At 64.8% G+C, this 18,294-nt stretch carries 16 protein-coding genes; 13 read left to right on the top strand and 3 right to left on the bottom strand.

Translation table 11 applies throughout. From position 1 onward, the window contains the following. Window positions 1-14: 14 nt before the first annotated feature. The 13 genes from catA to pcaD all read left to right on the top strand — a co-directional run bounded on the left by catA (window position 15) and on the right by pcaD (window position 13,261). Window positions 15-953, top strand: coding sequence for a catechol 1,2-dioxygenase (gene catA / locus I0D00_RS13510; protein ID WP_213640357.1), 939 nt, complete (start codon window positions 15-17; stop codon window positions 951-953). Between the two features lie 162 nt (window positions 954-1,115). Beyond that, window positions 1,116-2,333 carry a benzoate/H(+) symporter BenE family transporter gene (locus I0D00_RS13505; protein ID WP_213640356.1) on the top strand — a complete coding sequence of 406 codons (1,218 nt, stop codon included), beginning with the start codon at window positions 1,116-1,118 and terminating at the stop codon, window positions 2,331-2,333. Window positions 2,334-2,477: 144 nt separating this feature from the next. Beyond that, complete coding sequence (locus I0D00_RS13500) at window positions 2,478-3,767, top strand: OprD family porin (protein WP_213640355.1); 1,290 nt, start codon at window positions 2,478-2,480, stop codon at window positions 3,765-3,767. A gap of 87 nt (window positions 3,768-3,854) precedes the next feature. Next, a complete protein-coding gene (locus I0D00_RS13495; protein WP_213640354.1) occupies window positions 3,855-5,024 on the top strand; it encodes an ABC transporter substrate-binding protein in 1,170 nt (389 codons plus the stop codon). A gap of 67 nt (window positions 5,025-5,091) precedes the next feature. Then, window positions 5,092-5,952 (top strand): branched-chain amino acid ABC transporter permease, encoded by an 861-nt coding sequence (locus I0D00_RS13490; RefSeq protein WP_213640353.1) that lies wholly within the window; start codon window positions 5,092-5,094, stop codon window positions 5,950-5,952. 26 nt (window positions 5,953-5,978) lie between these two features. Continuing rightward, complete coding sequence (locus I0D00_RS13485) at window positions 5,979-7,019, top strand: branched-chain amino acid ABC transporter permease (protein WP_213640352.1); 1,041 nt, start codon at window positions 5,979-5,981, stop codon at window positions 7,017-7,019. Next, a complete protein-coding gene (locus I0D00_RS13480; protein ID WP_213640351.1) occupies window positions 7,016-7,774 on the top strand; it encodes an ABC transporter ATP-binding protein in 759 nt (252 codons plus the stop codon). Before I0D00_RS13485 ends, I0D00_RS13480 begins: the two co-directional genes overlap by 4 nt. Further along, window positions 7,774-8,490: an ABC transporter ATP-binding protein gene (locus I0D00_RS13475; protein WP_213640350.1), complete on the top strand. Its 717-nt coding sequence runs from the start codon at window positions 7,774-7,776 to the stop codon at window positions 8,488-8,490. Before I0D00_RS13480 ends, I0D00_RS13475 begins: the two co-directional genes overlap by 1 nt. A gap of 16 nt (window positions 8,491-8,506) precedes the next feature. Then, window positions 8,507-9,409: a methyl-accepting chemotaxis protein gene (locus I0D00_RS21675; RefSeq protein ID WP_213640349.1), complete on the top strand. Its 903-nt coding sequence runs from the start codon at window positions 8,507-8,509 to the stop codon at window positions 9,407-9,409. Window positions 9,410-9,532: 123 nt separating this feature from the next. Beyond that, window positions 9,533-10,390, top strand: a complete 858-nt coding sequence (locus I0D00_RS13465; protein ID WP_213640348.1) for a CoA transferase subunit A — start codon at window positions 9,533-9,535, stop codon at window positions 10,388-10,390. Then, window positions 10,390-11,172, top strand: coding sequence for a CoA-transferase subunit beta (locus tag I0D00_RS13460; protein ID WP_213640347.1), 783 nt, complete (start codon window positions 10,390-10,392; stop codon window positions 11,170-11,172). The genes I0D00_RS13465 and I0D00_RS13460 overlap by 1 nt, the downstream gene beginning before the upstream one ends. Further along, window positions 11,169-12,374 carry a 3-oxoadipyl-CoA thiolase gene (gene pcaF / locus I0D00_RS13455; protein WP_213640346.1) on the top strand — a complete coding sequence of 402 codons (1,206 nt, stop codon included), beginning with the start codon at window positions 11,169-11,171 and terminating at the stop codon, window positions 12,372-12,374. Before I0D00_RS13460 ends, pcaF begins: the two co-directional genes overlap by 4 nt. Window positions 12,375-12,472: 98 nt before the next feature. Continuing rightward, entirely contained in the window at window positions 12,473-13,261 is a 789-nt protein-coding gene (gene pcaD / locus I0D00_RS13450) for a 3-oxoadipate enol-lactonase (RefSeq protein ID WP_213640345.1), read from the top strand. A 501-nt stretch (window positions 13,262-13,762) separates the two neighbouring features. On the opposite strand, the gene I0D00_RS13445 is transcribed toward pcaD, so the two are convergent. The 3 genes from I0D00_RS13445 to I0D00_RS13435 all read right to left on the bottom strand — a co-directional run bounded on the left by I0D00_RS13445 (window position 13,763) and on the right by I0D00_RS13435 (window position 17,855). Further along, window positions 13,763-15,187 (bottom strand): NAD-dependent succinate-semialdehyde dehydrogenase, encoded by a 1,425-nt coding sequence (locus I0D00_RS13445; protein ID WP_213640344.1) that lies wholly within the window; start codon window positions 15,185-15,187, stop codon window positions 13,763-13,765. Between the two features lie 133 nt (window positions 15,188-15,320). Further along, a complete protein-coding gene (locus I0D00_RS13440) occupies window positions 15,321-16,202 on the bottom strand; it encodes a LysR family transcriptional regulator (RefSeq protein ID WP_213640343.1) in 882 nt (293 codons plus the stop codon). A 144-nt stretch (window positions 16,203-16,346) separates the two neighbouring features. Further along, window positions 16,347-17,855 carry a BCCT family transporter gene (locus I0D00_RS13435; protein ID WP_213640342.1) on the bottom strand — a complete coding sequence of 503 codons (1,509 nt, stop codon included), beginning with the start codon at window positions 17,853-17,855 and terminating at the stop codon, window positions 16,347-16,349. Window positions 17,856-18,294 lie beyond the last annotated feature (439 nt).

Below are 18,294 nucleotides of genomic sequence, written 5' to 3'. Positions count from 1 at the left end.
CGAGGTTAACCGTCATGACTATCAAGATTTCCCACACTGCCGAGATCCAGAAATTCTTCGAAGAGGCCGCCGGCCTCACGAACGACCAGGGCAGCCCGCGGGTCAAGCAAATCATGCTGCGCATCATCAACGACGCGGCGAAGATCATCGAGGACCTGCAGGTAAGCGACGACGAGTTCTGGACCGCGGTCGACTACCTCAACCGCCTGGGCGCACGCAGCGAGTTCGGCCTGCTGGTGCCGGGCCTGGGCCTGGAGCACTTCCTTGACCTGCTGCAGGATGCCAAGGACGCCGAGGCCGGCCTAACCGGCGGTACCCCGCGGACCATCGAGGGCCCGCTGTATGTGGCCGGCGCGCCGATCTGCGAGGGCCAGGCACGGATGGACGACGGCAGCGAACTGGCCGAGGCCACCGTGATGTTCCTCGAGGGCGTGGTGCGCGACACCGACGGCCAGCCGGTGGCCGGCGCGGTGGTCGACCTGTGGCACGCCAACACCAAGGGCAACTACTCCTTCTTCGACCAGAGCCAGAGCGAGTACAACCTGCGCCGGCGCATCGTCACCGACGCCGCAGGCCGCTACCGCGCGCGCAGCATAGTGCCGAGCGGCTACGGCTGCGCCCCGGACGGGCCGACCCAGGAATGCCTGGACCTGCTCGGCCGCCACGGCCAGCGTCCGGCGCATATCCACTTCTTCGTCTCGGCGCCGGGCCACCGCCACCTGACCACCCAGATCAACCTGGATGGCGATAAGTACCTGTGGGACGACTTCGCCTACGCCACCCGCGAGGGCCTGGTCGGCAAGCTGCGCTTCGTCGAGGACGCCGCCGCGGCCGAGGCCCGTGGCGTGCAGGGTCGCTTCGCCGAACTGGTGTTCGACTTCGAGGTGCAGAAGGCGCCGGCGCCGGCCGCCGAACAGCGCAGCCAGCGTCCGCGGGCCCTGCAGGACGCCTGAAGGGCAGGGGGGGAGCTGGTGCTCACTCCCCGAACCCTACGCCTGGAACCAAGGGCGGATGGCCACAGCGCCATCCACCCGAGGGTTCCCGCTTCACCCACAACAACAGCGATCCGGGCTTCTGGCCACGGATGGCGAGCTGCACCCTGACGACGAGGTCTTATGAAAACCTTGTTCCATGATTTTTCGCTGTCGGCCCTGGTGGCGGGCTGCATCGCCACGCTGATTTCCTACGCCGGGCCCCTGGTGATCATCTTCCAGGCGGCCGACAGTGCCGGCCTGTCCCATGCCGTGTTGGCGTCCTGGGTCTGGGCCATCTCCATCGGCAGCGCCGTGCTGGGCATCGGCCTGAGCCTGCGCTACCGGGTGCCGCTGGTCATCGCCTGGTCGGCTCCGGGCTCGGCGCTGTTGGTCACCCTGCTGCCGCAGATCAGCCTGAACGAGGCGGTCGGCGCCTACCTGGTGGCCAACCTGATCATCCTCCTGGTCGGCCTGTCCGGCGCCTTCGACCGCATCATCGGCCGCCTGCCGGCGGCGATCTCCGCGGCCATGCTGGCCGGCATCCTGTTCAGCTTCGGCACCGGCCTGTTCGTCTCGCTGAAGAGCCAGCCCTGGCTGGTGCTGGCGATGTTCGCCAGCTACCTGATCTGCAAGCGCCTGCTGCCGCGCTACGCGGTGATGGCGGTGCTGCTGGTCGGCTGCCTGGTGGCCCTGGCCAGCGGCGACCTGCACGGCGAGGCGCTGGTGATCGGCCTGGCCGTGCCGGTGTGGATCACCCCGGAGTTCAGCCTGGCGGCGATCCTCAACATCGCCCTGCCGCTGGTGATGGTGGCGCTGACCGGGCAGTTCGTCCCCGGCATGGCGGTGCTGCGCAACGCCGGCTACCAGACCCCGGCCAGCCCCATCATCAGTGCCAGTGCCCTGGGCAGCCTGCTGCTGGCGCCCTTCGGCTGCCACGGGCTGAACCTTGCGGCCATCACCGCGGCCATCTGCACCGGCCGCGAGGCCCATGAGGACCCGCGCAAGCGCTACGTGGCCGGCGTCGTCGGGGGGCTGTGCTACCTGCTGCTGGGCCTGTTCGGCGCGACCCTGGTGTCGCTGTTCGGCGCCCTGCCCAAGGAGCTGATCGCCGCGCTGGCCGGGCTGGCGCTGTTCGGCGCCATCGCCGGCGCCCTGGCCGGCGCCATGGCGGTGCCGGAGGACCGCGAGGCGGCGCTGATCACCTTCCTGGTCACGGCCTCGGGCATGTCCCTGCTCGGCCTGTCGGCGGCGTTCTGGGGACTGATCTTCGGCATCGCCGCCCATCTGCTGCTCGGCGCGCGACGTATCGACCAGGCGCCCCGGGCCGAGGCGCTGGGTGAACGGGAGGTGGCGCGCTAGGCCAGCCGTTCCATCGGTTATTGCCGCCTTGCCTGGGGGATACCGGGGCAGGGCGGGGGTAAGGCCACCCGCTTGCGTTGCCGTGACTCGTTGTCGGCAAGGGTGGAAGTCAACATCACGACAACAACTACAAAGAGTGAAACGATGAAGCAATCGATCCGTGCACCCCGCGTATTGCGGGCCCCCTTGTCCCTGGCCGTCGCCCTGGCCTTGCCCTCGACCCTGATGGCGGCCGAAGGCGGTTTTGTCGAGGACAGCAGCGCCACCCTCACGGCGCGCAACTACTACTTCAGCCGCGACTTCTCCGACATAGTCGGACCGAACCAGCAGTCCAAGGCCGAGGAGTGGGCCCAGGGCTTCATCCTCAACTTCAAGTCCGGCTACACCCAGGGCCCGGTCGGCTTCGGCGTCGACGCCGTCGGCCTGCTCGGCCTCAAGCTCGACAGCAGCCCGGACCGGGTCAACACCGGCCTGCTGCCGGTGACCGACGCGGGCAGGGCGGCCGACGAATACAGCCGCCTGGGGGCGGCGGTGAAGGTCCGGGTGTCGAAGACCGAACTGAAGGTCGGCGAGCAGCAGCTGGTGCTGCCGGTGCTGTACTTCGGCGACATCCGTCTGCTGCCGCCGACCTACCAGGGCGCCAGCCTGGTCTCCAACGAGATCGCCGGGCTGACCCTGCAGGCCGGCCAGCTGCGTTCCACCAGCCTGCGCAACGAGGCCGGCGACGAGGCACTGGGCGCCATGGTCGGTTTCGTCCCGCGGCGCCAGGCCGGCCAGCTGATCACCACCGACCGGTTCAACTACGGCGGCGCCGACTACGCCTTCAACGCCAACCGCACTTCGGTCGGCGCCTGGTACGCCCAGCTCGAGGACCTCTACAACCAGCGCTACTTCAGCCTCAAGCACAGCGAGCCGGTGGGTGACTGGGTGCTCGGCGCCAGCCTCGGCTACTTCGACTCGACCGAGGACGGCGAGCAGCTGCTCGGCAAGCTGGACAACCAGGCGGCCTACTCGCTGCTGTCGGCCAAGTACGGCGCCCACACCTTCTACCTCGGCTACCAGGCGATGTTCGGCGACGACGGCCTGCCACGGGTGTTCGCCAACGTCAGCCCATTGGGCAACGAAGTGCCGACCTTCACCTTCGACTCGGCCGACGAGCGCTCCTGGCAGGTGCGCTACGACTACGACTTCGCCGCCCTGGGCGTGCCGGGCCTGGTGGCCGGGGTGCGCTACCTGACGGGCGACAACGTCGACACCGGCCGTGGCTTCGAGGGCAAGGAGTGGGAGCGCGACCTTGACATCGGCTACGTGGTGCAGAGCGGCTCGCTCAAGGGCCTGGGCGTCAAGGTGCGCAACGTCACCGCGCGCTCCAACTACCGCAGCGACGTCGACGAGAACCGCCTGATCTTCAATTACACCTGGAACCTGCTCTAAGCCCCGTGCCGCTCTGGCCTGGGCGCCGGAGCGGCACGGCGGAGATCTGCGACACCTCCTATAACCTTGCGTAAATGGATAACCACGATGAACAACTATAAGAAAGTCGCTATCACCCTGAGCTCCGCCACCCTGACCCTGGCCCTGTGCGCCGGCACGCAGGCGGCCGAGCCGGTCAAGGTCGGCCTGCTGCTGCCCTATACCGGCACCTACGCGGCCCTCGGCGAGGCCATCACCAACGGCATGAAGCTGGCCATCGAGCAGCAGGGCGGTGAACTCGGCGGCCGTGCGGTGGAGTACGTCAGCGTCGACAGCGAGGCCAATCCCGGCAAGGCGGTGCCGAACATGCAGAAGCTGGTCGACGGCGCCAAGGTCGACGTGGTGGTCGGCCCGGTGCATTCCGGGGTGGGCATGGGCGCGGTCAAGGTGGCCCGCGACAGCGGCGTTCCGCTGATCATCCCCAACGCCGGCTTCAACGCCGCCACCGGCCCGCTGTGCGCGCCGAACATCTTCCGTACCTCCTTCAGCTCCTGGCAGACCGCCTACCCGATGGGCCAGGTGGCTGTCGACAAGGGCTACAAGAACGTCGTCACCCTGGCCTGGCGCTACGGTTTCGGCACCGAGTCGGTGGACGGCTTCAAGGAAGGTTTCGAGAAGGCCGGCGGCACCGTCAGCAAGGAAATCTACGTGCCCTTTCCGGACGTCGAGTTCCAGTCGCAACTGACCGAGATCGCCGCCCTGAAGCCCGACGCGGTGTTCGTCTTCTTCGCCGGTGGCGGCGCCGCCAAGTTCGTCCAGGACTACGCCGCCGCGGGCCTGCAGGGCAAGATCCCGCTGCTCGGCTCGGGCTTCCTCACCGAGGGCACCCTGGCCGCGCAGGGTCAGGCCGCCGAGGGGGTGCTGACCACGCTGCACTATTCCGACAGCCTGGATACCCCGCAGAACAACAAGTTCCGCGCGGACTACCGCCAGCAGTTCGGCAAGGAAGCGGACGTCTACGCGGTACAGGGCTACGACACCGGCCTGCTGTTGGCCCAGTCGCTGCAACAGGTGGCCGGCAATACCGCCGACCGCGCCGCCTGGCTCGCCGCCATGAGCCAGGCGCGCATCGACAGCCCGCGCGGCGAGTGGACCTTCTCCAAGGCCCGTAACCCGGTGCAGAACGTCTACCTGCGCGAGGTGCGTGACGGCGCCAACCGGGTGGCGGGCACCGCGGCCAGCGCCCTGGCCGACCCGGCGCCGGGCTGCAAGCTCTAGGTCCAGCGGCATACCCGGGCGCCCTGAGTGGCGCCCGGGGTTCACTCGTCTACGCCAGGTACTCCCGATGGATTTCCCCACAGTTCTCATCCAGACCCTCAACGGTCTGCAGTACGGCCTGCTGCTGTTCCTCATCGCCAGCGGCCTGACGCTGATCTTCGGCATCATGCACATCATCAACCTGGCCCACGGCGCCCTGTACATGGTCGGCGCCTACCTGGCCTTCTGGCTCACCGCGCTGACCGGCAACCTGTTTCTCGCCATCCTCCTCGGCCTGCCGCTGGCCGCGCTGCTCGGGGTGCTGATCGAGCGCTTCCTGATCCAGGCGCTGTACCGCCGCGACCACCTCGACCAGGTGCTGATGACCTTCGGCCTGATCCTGGTGATCGATTCGCTGCGCAGCATCGCCTGGGGCAACGACGTCCACAGCGTGGCGATTCCGGCGCTGCTGGAAGGCTCGGTGCAGCTCACCGAGACCCTCGAGTACCCGGTCTACCGGCTGTTCATCTCCGCCGTCTGCGGGCTGATCGCCCTGGCCATGTACCTGATCCTGCAGCACAGCCGCCTGGGCATCATCATCCGCGGCGGCGCCAGCAACCGCGAGATGGTCCAGGGCCTGGGCATCAATATCCGGGTCATCTACAGCCTGGTGTTCGCCGCCGGCACCGCGCTCACCGCGCTCGCCGGGATGGTCGCCGCGCCGGTGTCCTCGGTGTATCCGGGCATGGGCAACCAGATCCTCATCATCGCCTTCGTGGTGGTGGTGATCGGCGGCCTGGGTTCGATTCGCGGCGCCTTCCTCGCCGCGCTGCTGGTGGGCCTGACCGCCACCTGGGGCGCGGTGCTGGTGCCCGAGTACGCGGGCATGGCGATCTATGTGCTGATGGCCGTCGTGCTGCTGTTCAAACCGCGCGGGCTGTTCGCCTGACACCTGCCCCTCGGAGGAAACCAATCATGCGTCCCTTACCCCCTGTCATTCGCTATCTGCTGCTGGCGCTGACCCTGCTGCTGGCCGGCTTTCCGCTGTTCGGCGAGAGCCTCAGCGGCGAGCAGCACGGCTTTCACCTGCAGCAGCTGACCCACATCATGATCCTCGCCCTGGTCGCCCTCAGCCTCGACCTGCTGGTGGGCGTGACCGGCATGGTCAGCCTGGCCCAGGCGGCCTTCTTCGGCATCGCCGGCTACAGCCTGGTGCTGTTCGCCCCGGAGTTCGAGGCGGTGAACTTCTGGCTGGCCCTGGCCCTGTGCCTGGCGGTCAGCGCCGCCGCCGCTTTGCTGATGGGCCTGCTGATCATCCGCACCTCGGGCATCTTCTTCATCATGGCGACCATCGCCTTCTCGCAGATGCTCTACTACCTGTTCCACGACGCGTCCTTCGCCGGCGGCTCGGACGGCATCTACCTGTTCCTCAAGCCTGATGTGCGCATCGCCGGGGTCCAGCTGCTCGACCTGGAGAACCCGCGCAGCCTGTTCTACCTGGTGCTCGGCTCGCTGGTGCTGGTCTACCTGCTGTTGCGCAGCTTCCTGCGTGCGCCGTTCGGCCGGGTGTTGCTGGGTATCAAGCACAACGAGGAGCGGGTCCGCTCCATGGGCTACAACCCGCTGTTCTACAAGCTGGCGGCCTTCGTCATCGCCGGCACCATCGCCGGCTACGCCGGCATGCTCTCGGCCACCCAGTACGGTTTCGTCAGCCCCGGCCAGGTCAGCTGGCAGCTCTCGGCCCACGCCCTGGTGATGGTCATCCTCGGCGGCATGGGCAGCCTGTTCGGCGCCATCTTCGGCGCCTTCGCCTTCGAGGGCCTGCACCAGCTGTTCGCCGGCCTGACCCCGCACTGGGAGCTGCCCATGGGCCTGGTGGTGATCGCCATGGTCCTGCTGCTGCCCCGCGGCATCGCCGGGCTGCTGCTGCAGCTCTGCACCCCGCGCAACGCCGTATCCACCGCGGAGACGGAACCGTCCGCTCCCGACACCTTGAAGAAGGAGGCCGGCCTATGAGCACCCCTGTCCTGCAAACCCGCGGACTGAGCAAGGCCTTCGGCGGCCTGCGCGCGGTCAGCGACATCTCCCTGAGCGTGGCGCCCTGCGAGGTGCATGCGATCATCGGCCCCAACGGCGCCGGCAAGAGCACCATGGTCAACCTGCTGTCCGGCCACCTCAAACCCAGCGCCGGGCAGATCCTCTTTCACGGCCGCGACATCACCGGCCTGGCGCCCAACCGGGTGTCGCACCTGGGCATCGGCCGCAGCTTCCAGCGCACCAACATCTTCCCCAGCTTCACCTGCCTGGAGAACTGCTGGCTGGCCGCACAATCGCGGTTGAAGAACTCCTTCCGCTTCTTCCGCCGCTGCGAGGCCTACGCCGAGGTGCGCGAGCGCGCCGAGCGGGCCCTGGAGCTGTGCGGCCTGGCCCGGCACCGCGACAGCCTGGCCGATGCCCTGAGCTACGGCGAGCAACGCCAGCTGGAAATCGGCATGGTGCTGGCCACCGAACCGAGCTTCCTGCTGCTCGACGAGCCCATGGCCGGCATGGGCAAGGACGAGTCGGCGCGGGTGGTCGAGCTGCTCGCCAGCCTGTCCAAGCAGTACGCCATGGTCCTGGTCGAGCACGACATGGACGCGGTGTTCAGCATCGCCAAGACCCTGACCGTGATGGTCAACGGCGAGCTGCTGGCCAGCGGTCCGCTGGACCAGGTGCGCAACGATCCGGCGGTACAGCAGGCCTATCTGGGCGACGGCGAGGAGCAATTCTGATGAGCACACAAGCCCTGGTGCAGGCCACCGGCCTGCATACCTACTACGGCAACAGCCACGTCCTGCATGGCGTCGACCTGCAGATCCAGCCGGGCGAGACCCTGGCGCTGATGGGGCGCAACGGCATGGGCAAGAGCACCACCATCCGCTCGTTGCTGGGCCTGACCCCGGCGCGGCGCGGCGAGGTGCTGATCCGTGGCGAGCGTTGCGGCGGCCGCGCCACCCACCAGATCATCCGCCGCGGCATCGGCTACGTGCCGGAAGGCCGCGGCATGTTCCCCAACCTGAGCGTGCGCGAGAGCCTGATCATGGCGGCCCGGCCGGGCCTGGACGGACGCCGCGACTGGGACCTGGAGCGGGTGCTGGCGACCTTCCCGCGCCTGGCCGAGCGCTTCGCTCACCTGACCGGCAACCTCTCCGGCGGCGAGCAGCAGATGGTGGCCATCGGTCGCGCGCTGATGACCAACCCCGAGCTGGTGATCCTCGACGAGGCCACCGAGGGCCTGGCGCCGCTGATCCGCAAGGAGATCTGGCAGGTGATCCGGCTGATCAAGGCCAGCGGCATCGCCACCCTGGTGGTGGACAAGAACGTCAACGTGCTGCTCGACCTGACCGATCGCAGCATGATCATGGTCAAGGGGCGGGTGGTTTATGACGGCCCCAGCGCCGAGCTGAAGACCCGGCCCGAGATCCTGCAGAACCATATCGGCCTGTGAGGCCAGGGACCCCTCCATGACCCAGATAGCTGCTCAATCCCCACGCCGCTGGCAGAAACCCCTGGCGGCGCTGTTGCAACTGACGGCGGCCCTGGCCGCCGCCGGCCTGCTGCTCGATAGTCCCCTGGAAGAGGGGCTGGCCGCACTGTCGTTGGCCTGCCTCGCCCTGGCCGGGCTGCTCTATCAGCGCTTGCCGCCGACCCTGGTCGAGGTGCCGGTGTCGGTGCCTGCGCCGCTACCGCCGGCGCCGGAACCGGCGTTGCCGGCAGCGGCAGCGCCGGTCGAAGCGCCGGTCGCTCCCGTGCCTGCGCTGCGCGCCCCCCTGGCGCAGTTGCTCGAGGGCATCCAGCGCACCGAGCAGGACATGCAGTACGCCACCGACCTGGCGCGCGCCGGCGGCGAGAAGGTGCAGTTCAGCGCCGCCAGCATCCAGGCGTGCGAGGCGGCGATCCGCGAACTGGCCGGCTACATGGACAGCATCGACCGGGTGTTCGATGGCCTGTCGCAACAGTCGCTGCGCATCGGCGCCATCGTCGGCAGCATTCAGGACATCGCCAAGCAGACCAACCTGCTGGCGCTCAACGCGGCCATCGAGGCTGCGCGGGCGGGTGATCACGGCCGCGGTTTCGCCGTGGTCGCCGACGAGGTGCGCCACCTGGCCCAGCGCGCCAACGAGTCCAGTGGCGAGATTCGCCAGATCGCCGCCGGCCTGCAGCAATCGGCGCAGGAGGCAAGGGCAGGGCTCGAGCACATCGGCCAATCCACCGGCACGGGCCTGGAGAAGGCTGCCGCCGCCCTGGGCGCCATGGACGAGATGCGTGCCGGGGCCGTGGCGCGGCTGGAGATAGTCGAGCGCATCGTCCAGCGCCTGCACGCGCAGCGCACCCTGACCCTGGGCATGGCGGAGGCGCTTGCCTAGACAGTGTTCGGTAATCGCACGGATAAGCGATTATCGGATTGTTTGAGTGGGCCGCTCGGCTTACCGTTGACTCACCCGCCACCCTCAGCCGGTGGCACCGTCAACCGAGCGAGAGTAACTCCGATGGCCGAAATCATTTCCCTGGGCGAGGCGATCAAACGCTTCGTCAACGACGGCGACACCGTCGCCCTCGAAGGCTTCACGCACCTGATCCCCACCGCCGCCAGCCATGAGCTGATCCGCCAGAACAAGCGCGAGCTGACCCTGGTACGCATGACCCCGGACCTGGTCTATGACCTGCTGATCGGTGCCGGTTGCGCCAAAAAGCTGGTGTTCTCCTGGGGTGGCAACCCCGGCGTCGGCTCGCTGCACCGCCTGCGCGACGCGGTGGAGAAGGGCTGGCCGCAGCCGCTGGAAATCGAGGAACACAGCCATGCGGACCTGGCCAACGCCTATGTCGCCGGCGCCTCGGGCCTGCCGTTCGCCGTGTTGCGCGCCTACGCCGGCTCCGACCTGCCCAAGGTCAACCCGCTGATCAAGACGGTCACCTGCCCGTTCACCGGCGAAGTGCTGGCGGCGGTACCGAGCGTGCGCCCGGACGTCACCGTGATCCATGCGCAGAAGGCCGACCGCAAGGGCAACGTGCTGCTCTGGGGCATCCTCGGCGTGCAGAAGGAAGCTGCCCTGGCGGCCAAGCGCTGCATCGTCACCGTCGAAGAGATCGTCGACGACCTGAATGCGCCGATGAACGCCTGCGTTCTGCCGAGCTGGGCGCTGACCGCGGTCTGCCATGTGCCGGGCGGGGCCCATCCGTCCTATGCCCTGGGCTACTCCGAGCGCGACAACCGCTTCTACCAGGCCTGGGACCCGATCGCCCGGGATCGCGAGCGCTTCAGCGCCTGGATCGACGAATACATCCGCGGCACCGCCGATTTCTCAGAGTTCAAGGCCAAACTGGCCGCGCAGCAGGAGGCCAAGTGATGAGCGCCTACAGCACCAATGAAATGATGACCGTGGCCGCCGCCCGCCGCCTGAACAACGGCGCGGTGTGCTTCGTCGGCATCGGCCTGCCGTCCAAGGCCGCCAACCTGGCGCGCCTGACGTCCTCGCCGGACGTGGTACTGATCTACGAATCCGGCCCGATCGGCGCCAAACCGAGTGTGCTGCCGCTGTCCATCGGCGACGGCGAACTGGCCGAGACCGCCGACACCGTGGTGCCCACCGGCGAGATCTTCCGCTACTGGCTGCAGGGCGGGCGCATCGACGTCGGCTTCCTCGGCGCCGCCCAGGTCGACAAGTACGGCAACATCAACACCACGGTGATCGGCGATTATCATGCGCCCAGGGTGCGCCTGCCGGGTGCCGGCGGCGCGCCGGAGATCGCCGGTTCGGCCAAGCAGGTGCTGATCATCCTCAAGCAGTCGCACCGTACCTTCGTCGACAAGCTGGCCTTCATCACCTCGGTCGGCCATGGCGAGGGCGGCGACCACCGCCAGCAGCTGGGCCTGCCCGGCGCCGGCCCGGTGGGCATCATCACCGACCTGTGCATCATGGAGCCGGAAGCCGGCACCAACGAGTTCGTCGTCACCTCGCTGCACCCGGGGGTGACCCGCGAGCAGGTGGTGGCCGCCACCGGCTGGGCCATCCGCTTTGCCGACAGCGTCGCCGAGACCGCCGCGCCGACGGCAGTGGAGCTCGAAGCCCTGCGCGCCCTGGAGGCCCGCACCGCCGCCGCCCACGGCCAGGCCGGAGGTGAGGAATGAGCCGCGACGTCTATATCTGCGACGCCGTGCGCACCGCCATCGGCCGCTTCGGCGGCGGCCTGGCCCCGGTGCGTGCCGACGACCTGGCGGCGGTGCCGCTCAAGGCGCTGATCGCGCGCAACCCGCAGCTCGACCCGAGCCAGGTGGATGAGGTGTTTCTCGGTTGCGCCAACCAGGCCGGCGAGGACAACCGCAACGTGGCGCGCATGGCCCTGCTGCTGGCCGGCCTGCCGGACTCGGTGCCGGGGGTGACCCTCAACCGCCTCTGCGCCTCGGGCATGGACGCGGTCGGCACGGCCTTCCGCGCCATCGCCAGCGGCGAGATGGAGCTGGCCATCGCCGGCGGCGTCGAGTCCATGTCGCGCGCGCCTTACGTCATGGGCAAGGCCGACACGGCCTACGGCCGTAACCAGAAGATCGAGGACACCACCATCGGCTGGCGCTTCATCAACCCGCTGATGAAGGCGCAGTACGGCGTGGATGCCATGCCGCAGACCGCCGACAACGTCGCCGACGACTATCAGGTCTCGCGCGCCGACCAGGACGCCTTCGCCCTGCGCAGCCAACAGCGCGCGGCGGCGGCCCAGGCCGCCGGCTTCTTCGCCGAGGAGATAGTCCCGGTGGTGATCAAGGGCAGGAAGGGCGACACCGTCATCGAGCAGGACGAGCACTTGCGCCCCGACACCACCCTGGAGGTCCTGACCAAGCTCAAACCGGTCAACGGCCCGGACAAGACGGTCACCGCCGGCAACGCTTCCGGGGTCAACGATGGCGCCGCGGCGCTGATCCTGGCCAGTGCCGAGGCGGTGCGCAAACACGGCCTGACCCCGCGGGCGCGGGTACTGGGCATGGCCAGCGCCGGCGTGGCGCCGCGCATCATGGGCTACGGCCCGGTGCCGGCGGTGCGCAAGCTGTGCGAGCGGCTGAATCTCGGCGTCGCCGATTTCGACGTGATCGAGCTCAACGAGGCCTTCGCCAGCCAGGGCCTGGCGGTGCTGCGCGACCTGGGCCTGGCCGACGACGCGGCCCAGGTCAACCCGAATGGCGGGGCCATCGCCCTGGGTCACCCCCTGGGCATGAGCGGCGCGCGCCTGGTGCTGACCGCCCTGCATCAGCTGGAGAAATCCGGCGGCAAGCGCGGCCTGGCGACCATGTGCGTGGGCGTCGGCCAGGGCCTGGCGCTGGCCATCGAGCGGGTGTGAACCGCGATAGTGGATGATGGGCGACCCGGGCGCACGCGAGCCAGTTGCGCAACGCGGGTCGGCCTCCTGTAATGAATGTTCTAGTGAGGAATCGCCTAATGCCGGTTGTCCAACTCGCCGACGGTGCATTGAATTATCAGCTCGAAGGGCCGGCCGGCGCGCCGGTACTGGTCTTGTCCAACTCCCTGGGCACGGACCTGCACATGTGGGACGCGCAGATGCCGGCCTTCACCCAGCATTTCCGTGTGCTGCGCTATGACACCCGCGGCCATGGCCACTCGCTGGTCAGCGATGGCTTTTACAGCATCGAGCAGAATGGCCGCGACGTACTGGCGTTGCTCGATGCCCTGGATATTGCCAAGGCGCATTTCTGCGGTCTGTCCATGGGTGGCCTGATCGGCCAGTGGCTGGCGATCAACGCCGGCGAGCGCCTGGACAAGCTGGTGCTGTGCAACACCGCGGCGAAGATTGCCAGCCCCGAGGTGTGGAACCCGCGCATCGACAGCGTGCTGCGCGATGGCCAGGCGGCCATGCAGGCGCTGCGCGACGCCTCCATCGCGCGCTGGTTCACCGCCGGCTTCGCCGCAGCCGAGCCGGCCCGGGTCGAAGCCGTGGTGGCCATGCTGGCGCAGACATCTTCCCGCGGCTATGCGGCGAACTGCGCGGCGGTGCGCGATGCCGATTACTGCGAGCAACTCGAGTCGATTCGGACTCCGACCCTGATCGTCGCCGGTAGCGCCGACCCGGTGACCACGGTGGCCGATGGCCGCTTCATGGCCGAGCGTATCCCGGGGGCGCGGCTACTCGAGCTGCCCGCGGCGCACCTGTCCAATGTCGAGGCCGGTGAGGCTTTCACGCAGCCCGTGCTGGACTTTCTGCAGAGCTGAGCGACGCCGTGCTTCGCGGCGACATACCCGCGTTTCTCTAGAGAGCAGGAGTAATTAGTGGCCCTTGCTCGCTCTTCTGCGGCAGGGAGTGCCTGCCGCGGCAGAACCAGCGCTGAGCGTTTCGACAGGTTCGCCGGATTCGGACTTCTTCGGATTCTCTTCGCACCGGACAGCTACATGTGCCTCGGGGGAGAAACTGGCTCGAAGGTCATGCTGAAGGTCACGAAGTCGTTCTGTAACCAGCCTCATGCAGTTCGACTTCTGCCTGAAACCAGAGACTGGCGTCTGCGCTCACGGCGTTCCGCAAGCAGTGCATTTCCATCGATTCAACAGGTAGCCATGCTGATTGCAGATCTGCCGATTCGCAGAATGCCGACCATCAAGTGCTTTCCCAGTAGGCGATGGAAGTATCTGGAATCATTTGGCCCGTGAGGGGCGGTGAAAAGCTGTGACCATATCGACATATGGTGGGGCGAGTAGCCGCCACCATATTTTTGAGCGTCAACGAAGGCTGACGAACTTGCTCTTCATGTAAGCGTCCAGCGCTTCGATGCCACCCTCGACACCATAACCGCTGTCACCCCACCCACCCAGTGGTACTTCGGCAATGTGCGCCGGGACATCGTTGACACCAATGGTTCCAGCGGTCAGTTGTTCACTGAAGCGTTGTTGACGCTTCGAGTCATGGGTGAACAGGTAGGCTGCCAGGCCATAATCGACGTCATTGGCAATCCGCAGCACTTCATCTTCATCATTGAACGGCAGGATCGGGACTACCGGACCAAAGATTTCGTTGCTCATAAGGTCCGCATCCAGGCTGACGCGGGTAAGCACCGTGGGCTCGAAATAGAACCCCTGCTCACCGATGCGCCGGCCACCGATCTCGATCCTGGCTCCCTTCGATACGGCGTCTGCAATTAGCTGCTCCATAGCCTGCAGGCGACGCTCATTGGCAAGCGGCCCCATTTGCGTGGTGTGGGCGCTACCATTGCCAACGATCAAATGCTTGGCGTGCTCGCAGAACAGCGCGACAAACTGCTCATATTTGCTTTCATGGACAAAGAAACGTGTGGGGGAAACGCACACTTGGCCGGCGTTGAAGAACTTCTTGGCGACCAACATCTTCGCGAGAGGCTCGATGTCGACATCGTCGAAGATGATGACCGGGGAATGGCCACCCAATTCCATAGTGACAGGTTTCATGACTTCGCCGGCCTTCGCCGCCAGCAATTTGCCCACCGGCGAGGATCCGGTAAAGGTGATCTTGCGAACGGACGGGGCTGCGATCAGTTGGCTTGATATCTGCGCGGGGTTACCGAGTACCACGTTTAGCGTCCTGGCTGGAACGCCGGCGTCAAGCAGCGCTTTGACAAGTTCAATCGCCGCGCCGGGGGTTTCCTCTGCCGGCTTGACGACACAGGAACAGCCTGCGCCCAGCAGCCCGGCAAGTTTCTTGGCGGTCAGCACAACTGGGAAGTTCCATGGGGAAAAGGCGGCGACCACACCGACCGGTACCTTGCGAATCTCGATAGTGTTCCCGCTGTCGCGCCCACTCATCAGACGGCCAGCCATGCGCCGCGCTTCCTCGCCGCCCCACTCGATAAAGTCAGCGGCGCGCTCGATCTCGCCTACCGACTCGGCCAAGGGCTTACCCTGCTCCAGGGTCAAAACCTGCGCGATGTCCTGTTTACGCTGGCGCAATAGCTCGGCGGCACGCTTGAGAATCGCGCCTTTTTCCCATTGCGGCACCGCTTGCCAATCCTTGAGGCCCTGATCGGCTGAGGCAACGGCCCGGTCAATGTCCGAGGGCGTCGCATGACAGAAGTGGCCAATGACCTCTTCGGTCGCCGGATTAATAACTGGCTCTTTGACGCCGTCGGCGCCATCGGTCCACTGCCCGTCGATGAAAAGTTGGTATGTTTTCATGTTGCCTCCTCGATAAATGGACGAACAAATCCGTTCCACTCTAATAGCGGTTGACTGTTTTTGATGAGCGGCTTGCCGGTGTGGCCGGTGTGAAAGGTGCGTGCCCGTTGATCGACCAACTGGCTGGGTTGTGCTATTTAACCGGCTTGAACTCTGACTTCATCCACTCGGCAAATTGCATTTCTTTATTGGAAATACTGTAGTACTCCGGCTCTACGATAAAGAAATTTTCGCGGCTTTTCATATCGCCGTATTCGAGTCTCACCAAGCTTCCATCCGCAAGAAAACCATCGACCAGCGAATTTATTCCCAGCGCGATGTAATTCCCTGACGCTGCAGCCTTGTAGGCTAATAAATTGCTTTCGACATGCAGATTGCTGGCCTTGATGTGCAGGCTTCGTTGATGCTCGCTGGACCACTCCTGCCATCCAGTCTTGTTACCCATCACGGAGACCAGGGGGTGATCGAATATATCTTCAAGCTTGTTTATCGTACTGTGCGTCGCGGGTGAACAAACCGGAAAAATATTATCCTGGGTGAGTTGGTAGCATTTGGCGTCACTCCAGGTCCCGTCGCCGTAACGAATTTCTATCCCGCGTCCGATTTCACCGAAATCAGTGAGCCATAGACCGGAGTACAATTCGACCTGGGTGTCCGGGTAGCGCTTGTGGAACTCATGGATTTTTCCGGACAGCCAAGTATCGGCAAAGGAATAGTTTGACTTTATGGTGACGATGTCGGTATGCCCGGAGCCGAACAGCTGATCGGTGGTGGCGGAAATTTTTTCCAAGGCAACTTTAATGACATTGTAGTAATGCTTGCCTACGTCAGTCAGGGAAATGCCTTTCTTTCCTCTTACGATCAGGCGCGCGCCCAGATAGTCCTCCAGGGACTTGATCTGCTGGCTAACGGCAGACTGCGACACGTTGAGCCTTTCCGAGGCTTCGGTAATCGAGCCTGACTCGACGATAATCTTGAAAACGAACAACCAATTATGCGGCGGCGGTCTTTTCATCGTCTGATCCTCATTCGTCTTACCAGGTCGACCAGGGATTGCCTATGCTTGAACAACTGTTTCGCTCTGCTAGTCAGCAATCCCTGGGGCCTCAGTCGGCTCGACTCGCGAACTATTACGGTCCCCGCCACATTATTGCGCAGTTCAATGCGAGCGCCCGATTCGAGTCGCCTCGGCAGCCCGATCCTCCATCATATAGCGCATCGTGGTGATCATCATGCAGAACAGAATCAGCAACAGTGGTAGCGCGACGATCACCGATGCCGTCTGCATGCTTTTCAGCCCCCCCACGAACAACAGTGCCAGCGGCAGGATCGTGATCACGAAACACCAGAACAGGCGGTTGGCCTTTTCGGGTTCTTGACCCTCGCCGAGCTCGCTGGAGGTGGCGCAAGCCAACACATAGGCGGCGGAGTCGAAGGTCGTAGCCAGAAGCACGATGCCGGATACGGCCAAAGCGATCAGAAGAAGGGTGGCGCCTGGCAGCGTCTTGAAAATCTCGACAATGGCTGCAGCGCCGCCTTTACTGTTGACGATTTCCGACACGGCAAGGGTTTCAGTCATCTGCAGATCGATGCCATAGCCCCCCACCACGATGTAGAACATGGCGGTGCCGGCAGTGCCGAAGACGAGCATGCCGAGGATCACTTCGCGGATGGTCCTTCCCTGAGAGATGCGCGTTACAAACATGCCCATAAAGGGGGCGTAGGCGATCCACCAGGCCCAATAGAACACCGTCCAAGCCTGCGGAAAACCACTTTGACCGACACTGTCAGTCCAGGTGCTCATCTTTATGAAGTTTTCGACGGCATAACCCACGGAGTCGAAGCCAAGACCAATAATAAACTTGCTCGGGCCGACCATCAGGATGTACAGCACGATCGCCACCGTCACCACGGTCGAGAAAATACTCAGGCGCTTGATGCCCTTGGCCAGGCCCAAGCCACTGCTGATCGTGAAGACTGCCGTACAGGCGAGAATGATGGAGATGTCCATGGTCAGGCTAGGTTCGATCCCCAGCACACTGGCTACGGCCATGCCGATCATGGGCGTGCCCAAGCCGAGAGAGGTAGCGGCGGCGCCCAGGATGCCGAACAGGAACATATAGTTGATGAAAGTGCCTACGGGACCATCAACCAGGCCTCCGAGCGCGCCGCGGCACGACTCACTGAGGTTGTAAATATGCTTCTTGCGCACGTAATAGATGTAGGACATGGCGATGGCGGGCACGCAATAGATTGCCCAGGCAGAGGGGCCCCAGTGAAAGAGACCATAGGCCTGACCCACTACGTACATTTCAGTGGTTTTCGGCTCTATCCCGAAAGGCGTCCAGGCATAGTGATACGCCCATTCGGTTCCCGCCCAGAGCATCAACCCGGTGGCGATACCGGCCAGGAACACCATCATGATCCATGAGCTTCTGGAGAACTCTGCGGGTGCAGCCTGGTCCGCACTGAGCTTGATGTCGCCGTAGCGAGTGCACGCGAGATAAATCAGAAAGCCCATCGCCGCGAGCGGCAGAGATAGAAATGCAAAGTCGAAGGTATGCGTCATCGACTTGAACAGCGAGTCGATGAACCCCTTACCCTCTTCTGGCAGCAATATAAGCGGTAACGCAACGGCGATAACAATTAGAATGCTGAAGATCTGCATTCTTCTATTGCTGTTATTTCTAGTACTGGTGACGGGCTCTATAGGAGTGTCTATAGACTCTTGATAGCTGGCGTTCATGATCTACCTCTAGCTTATTTTTATAATATGCAGCGCCGAATGTCTTTCGCTACTCGACGAGGCACGTTAAGGCATTCCTTTTGCGTTGGTGTAGCGCTATGTATCCGTATGTCTATGCTTCCAGTTTGAGGGGCAGCCTAATCCAGGAGCATGTGTATTGATTGCCAGGCAGGCAGGCGGTACTGGGTTTAGCTCTACCTCCCGAATAACTTAAACATTACGCGGACTCGCTGTTTACTTTCTCCGCCGCGGCCTACTATCGGCTTGGCGGTTTTGGCAGGTCTTACTTTTTGCTATGGAACATAGTGGTCAATATGGCGGCAGAAGAAAATTCAAATTATTTCTGCTACGCAGTAGAAAA

Origin of the sequence: Pseudomonas lalucatii, from assembly GCF_018398425.1 — a bacterium.
Classification (GTDB): Bacteria; Pseudomonadota; Gammaproteobacteria; order Pseudomonadales; family Pseudomonadaceae; genus Aquipseudomonas; species Aquipseudomonas lalucatii.
Note: the sequence above shows the minus strand (reverse complement) of the source record. Positions and strands in the feature narration are given on the sequence as shown.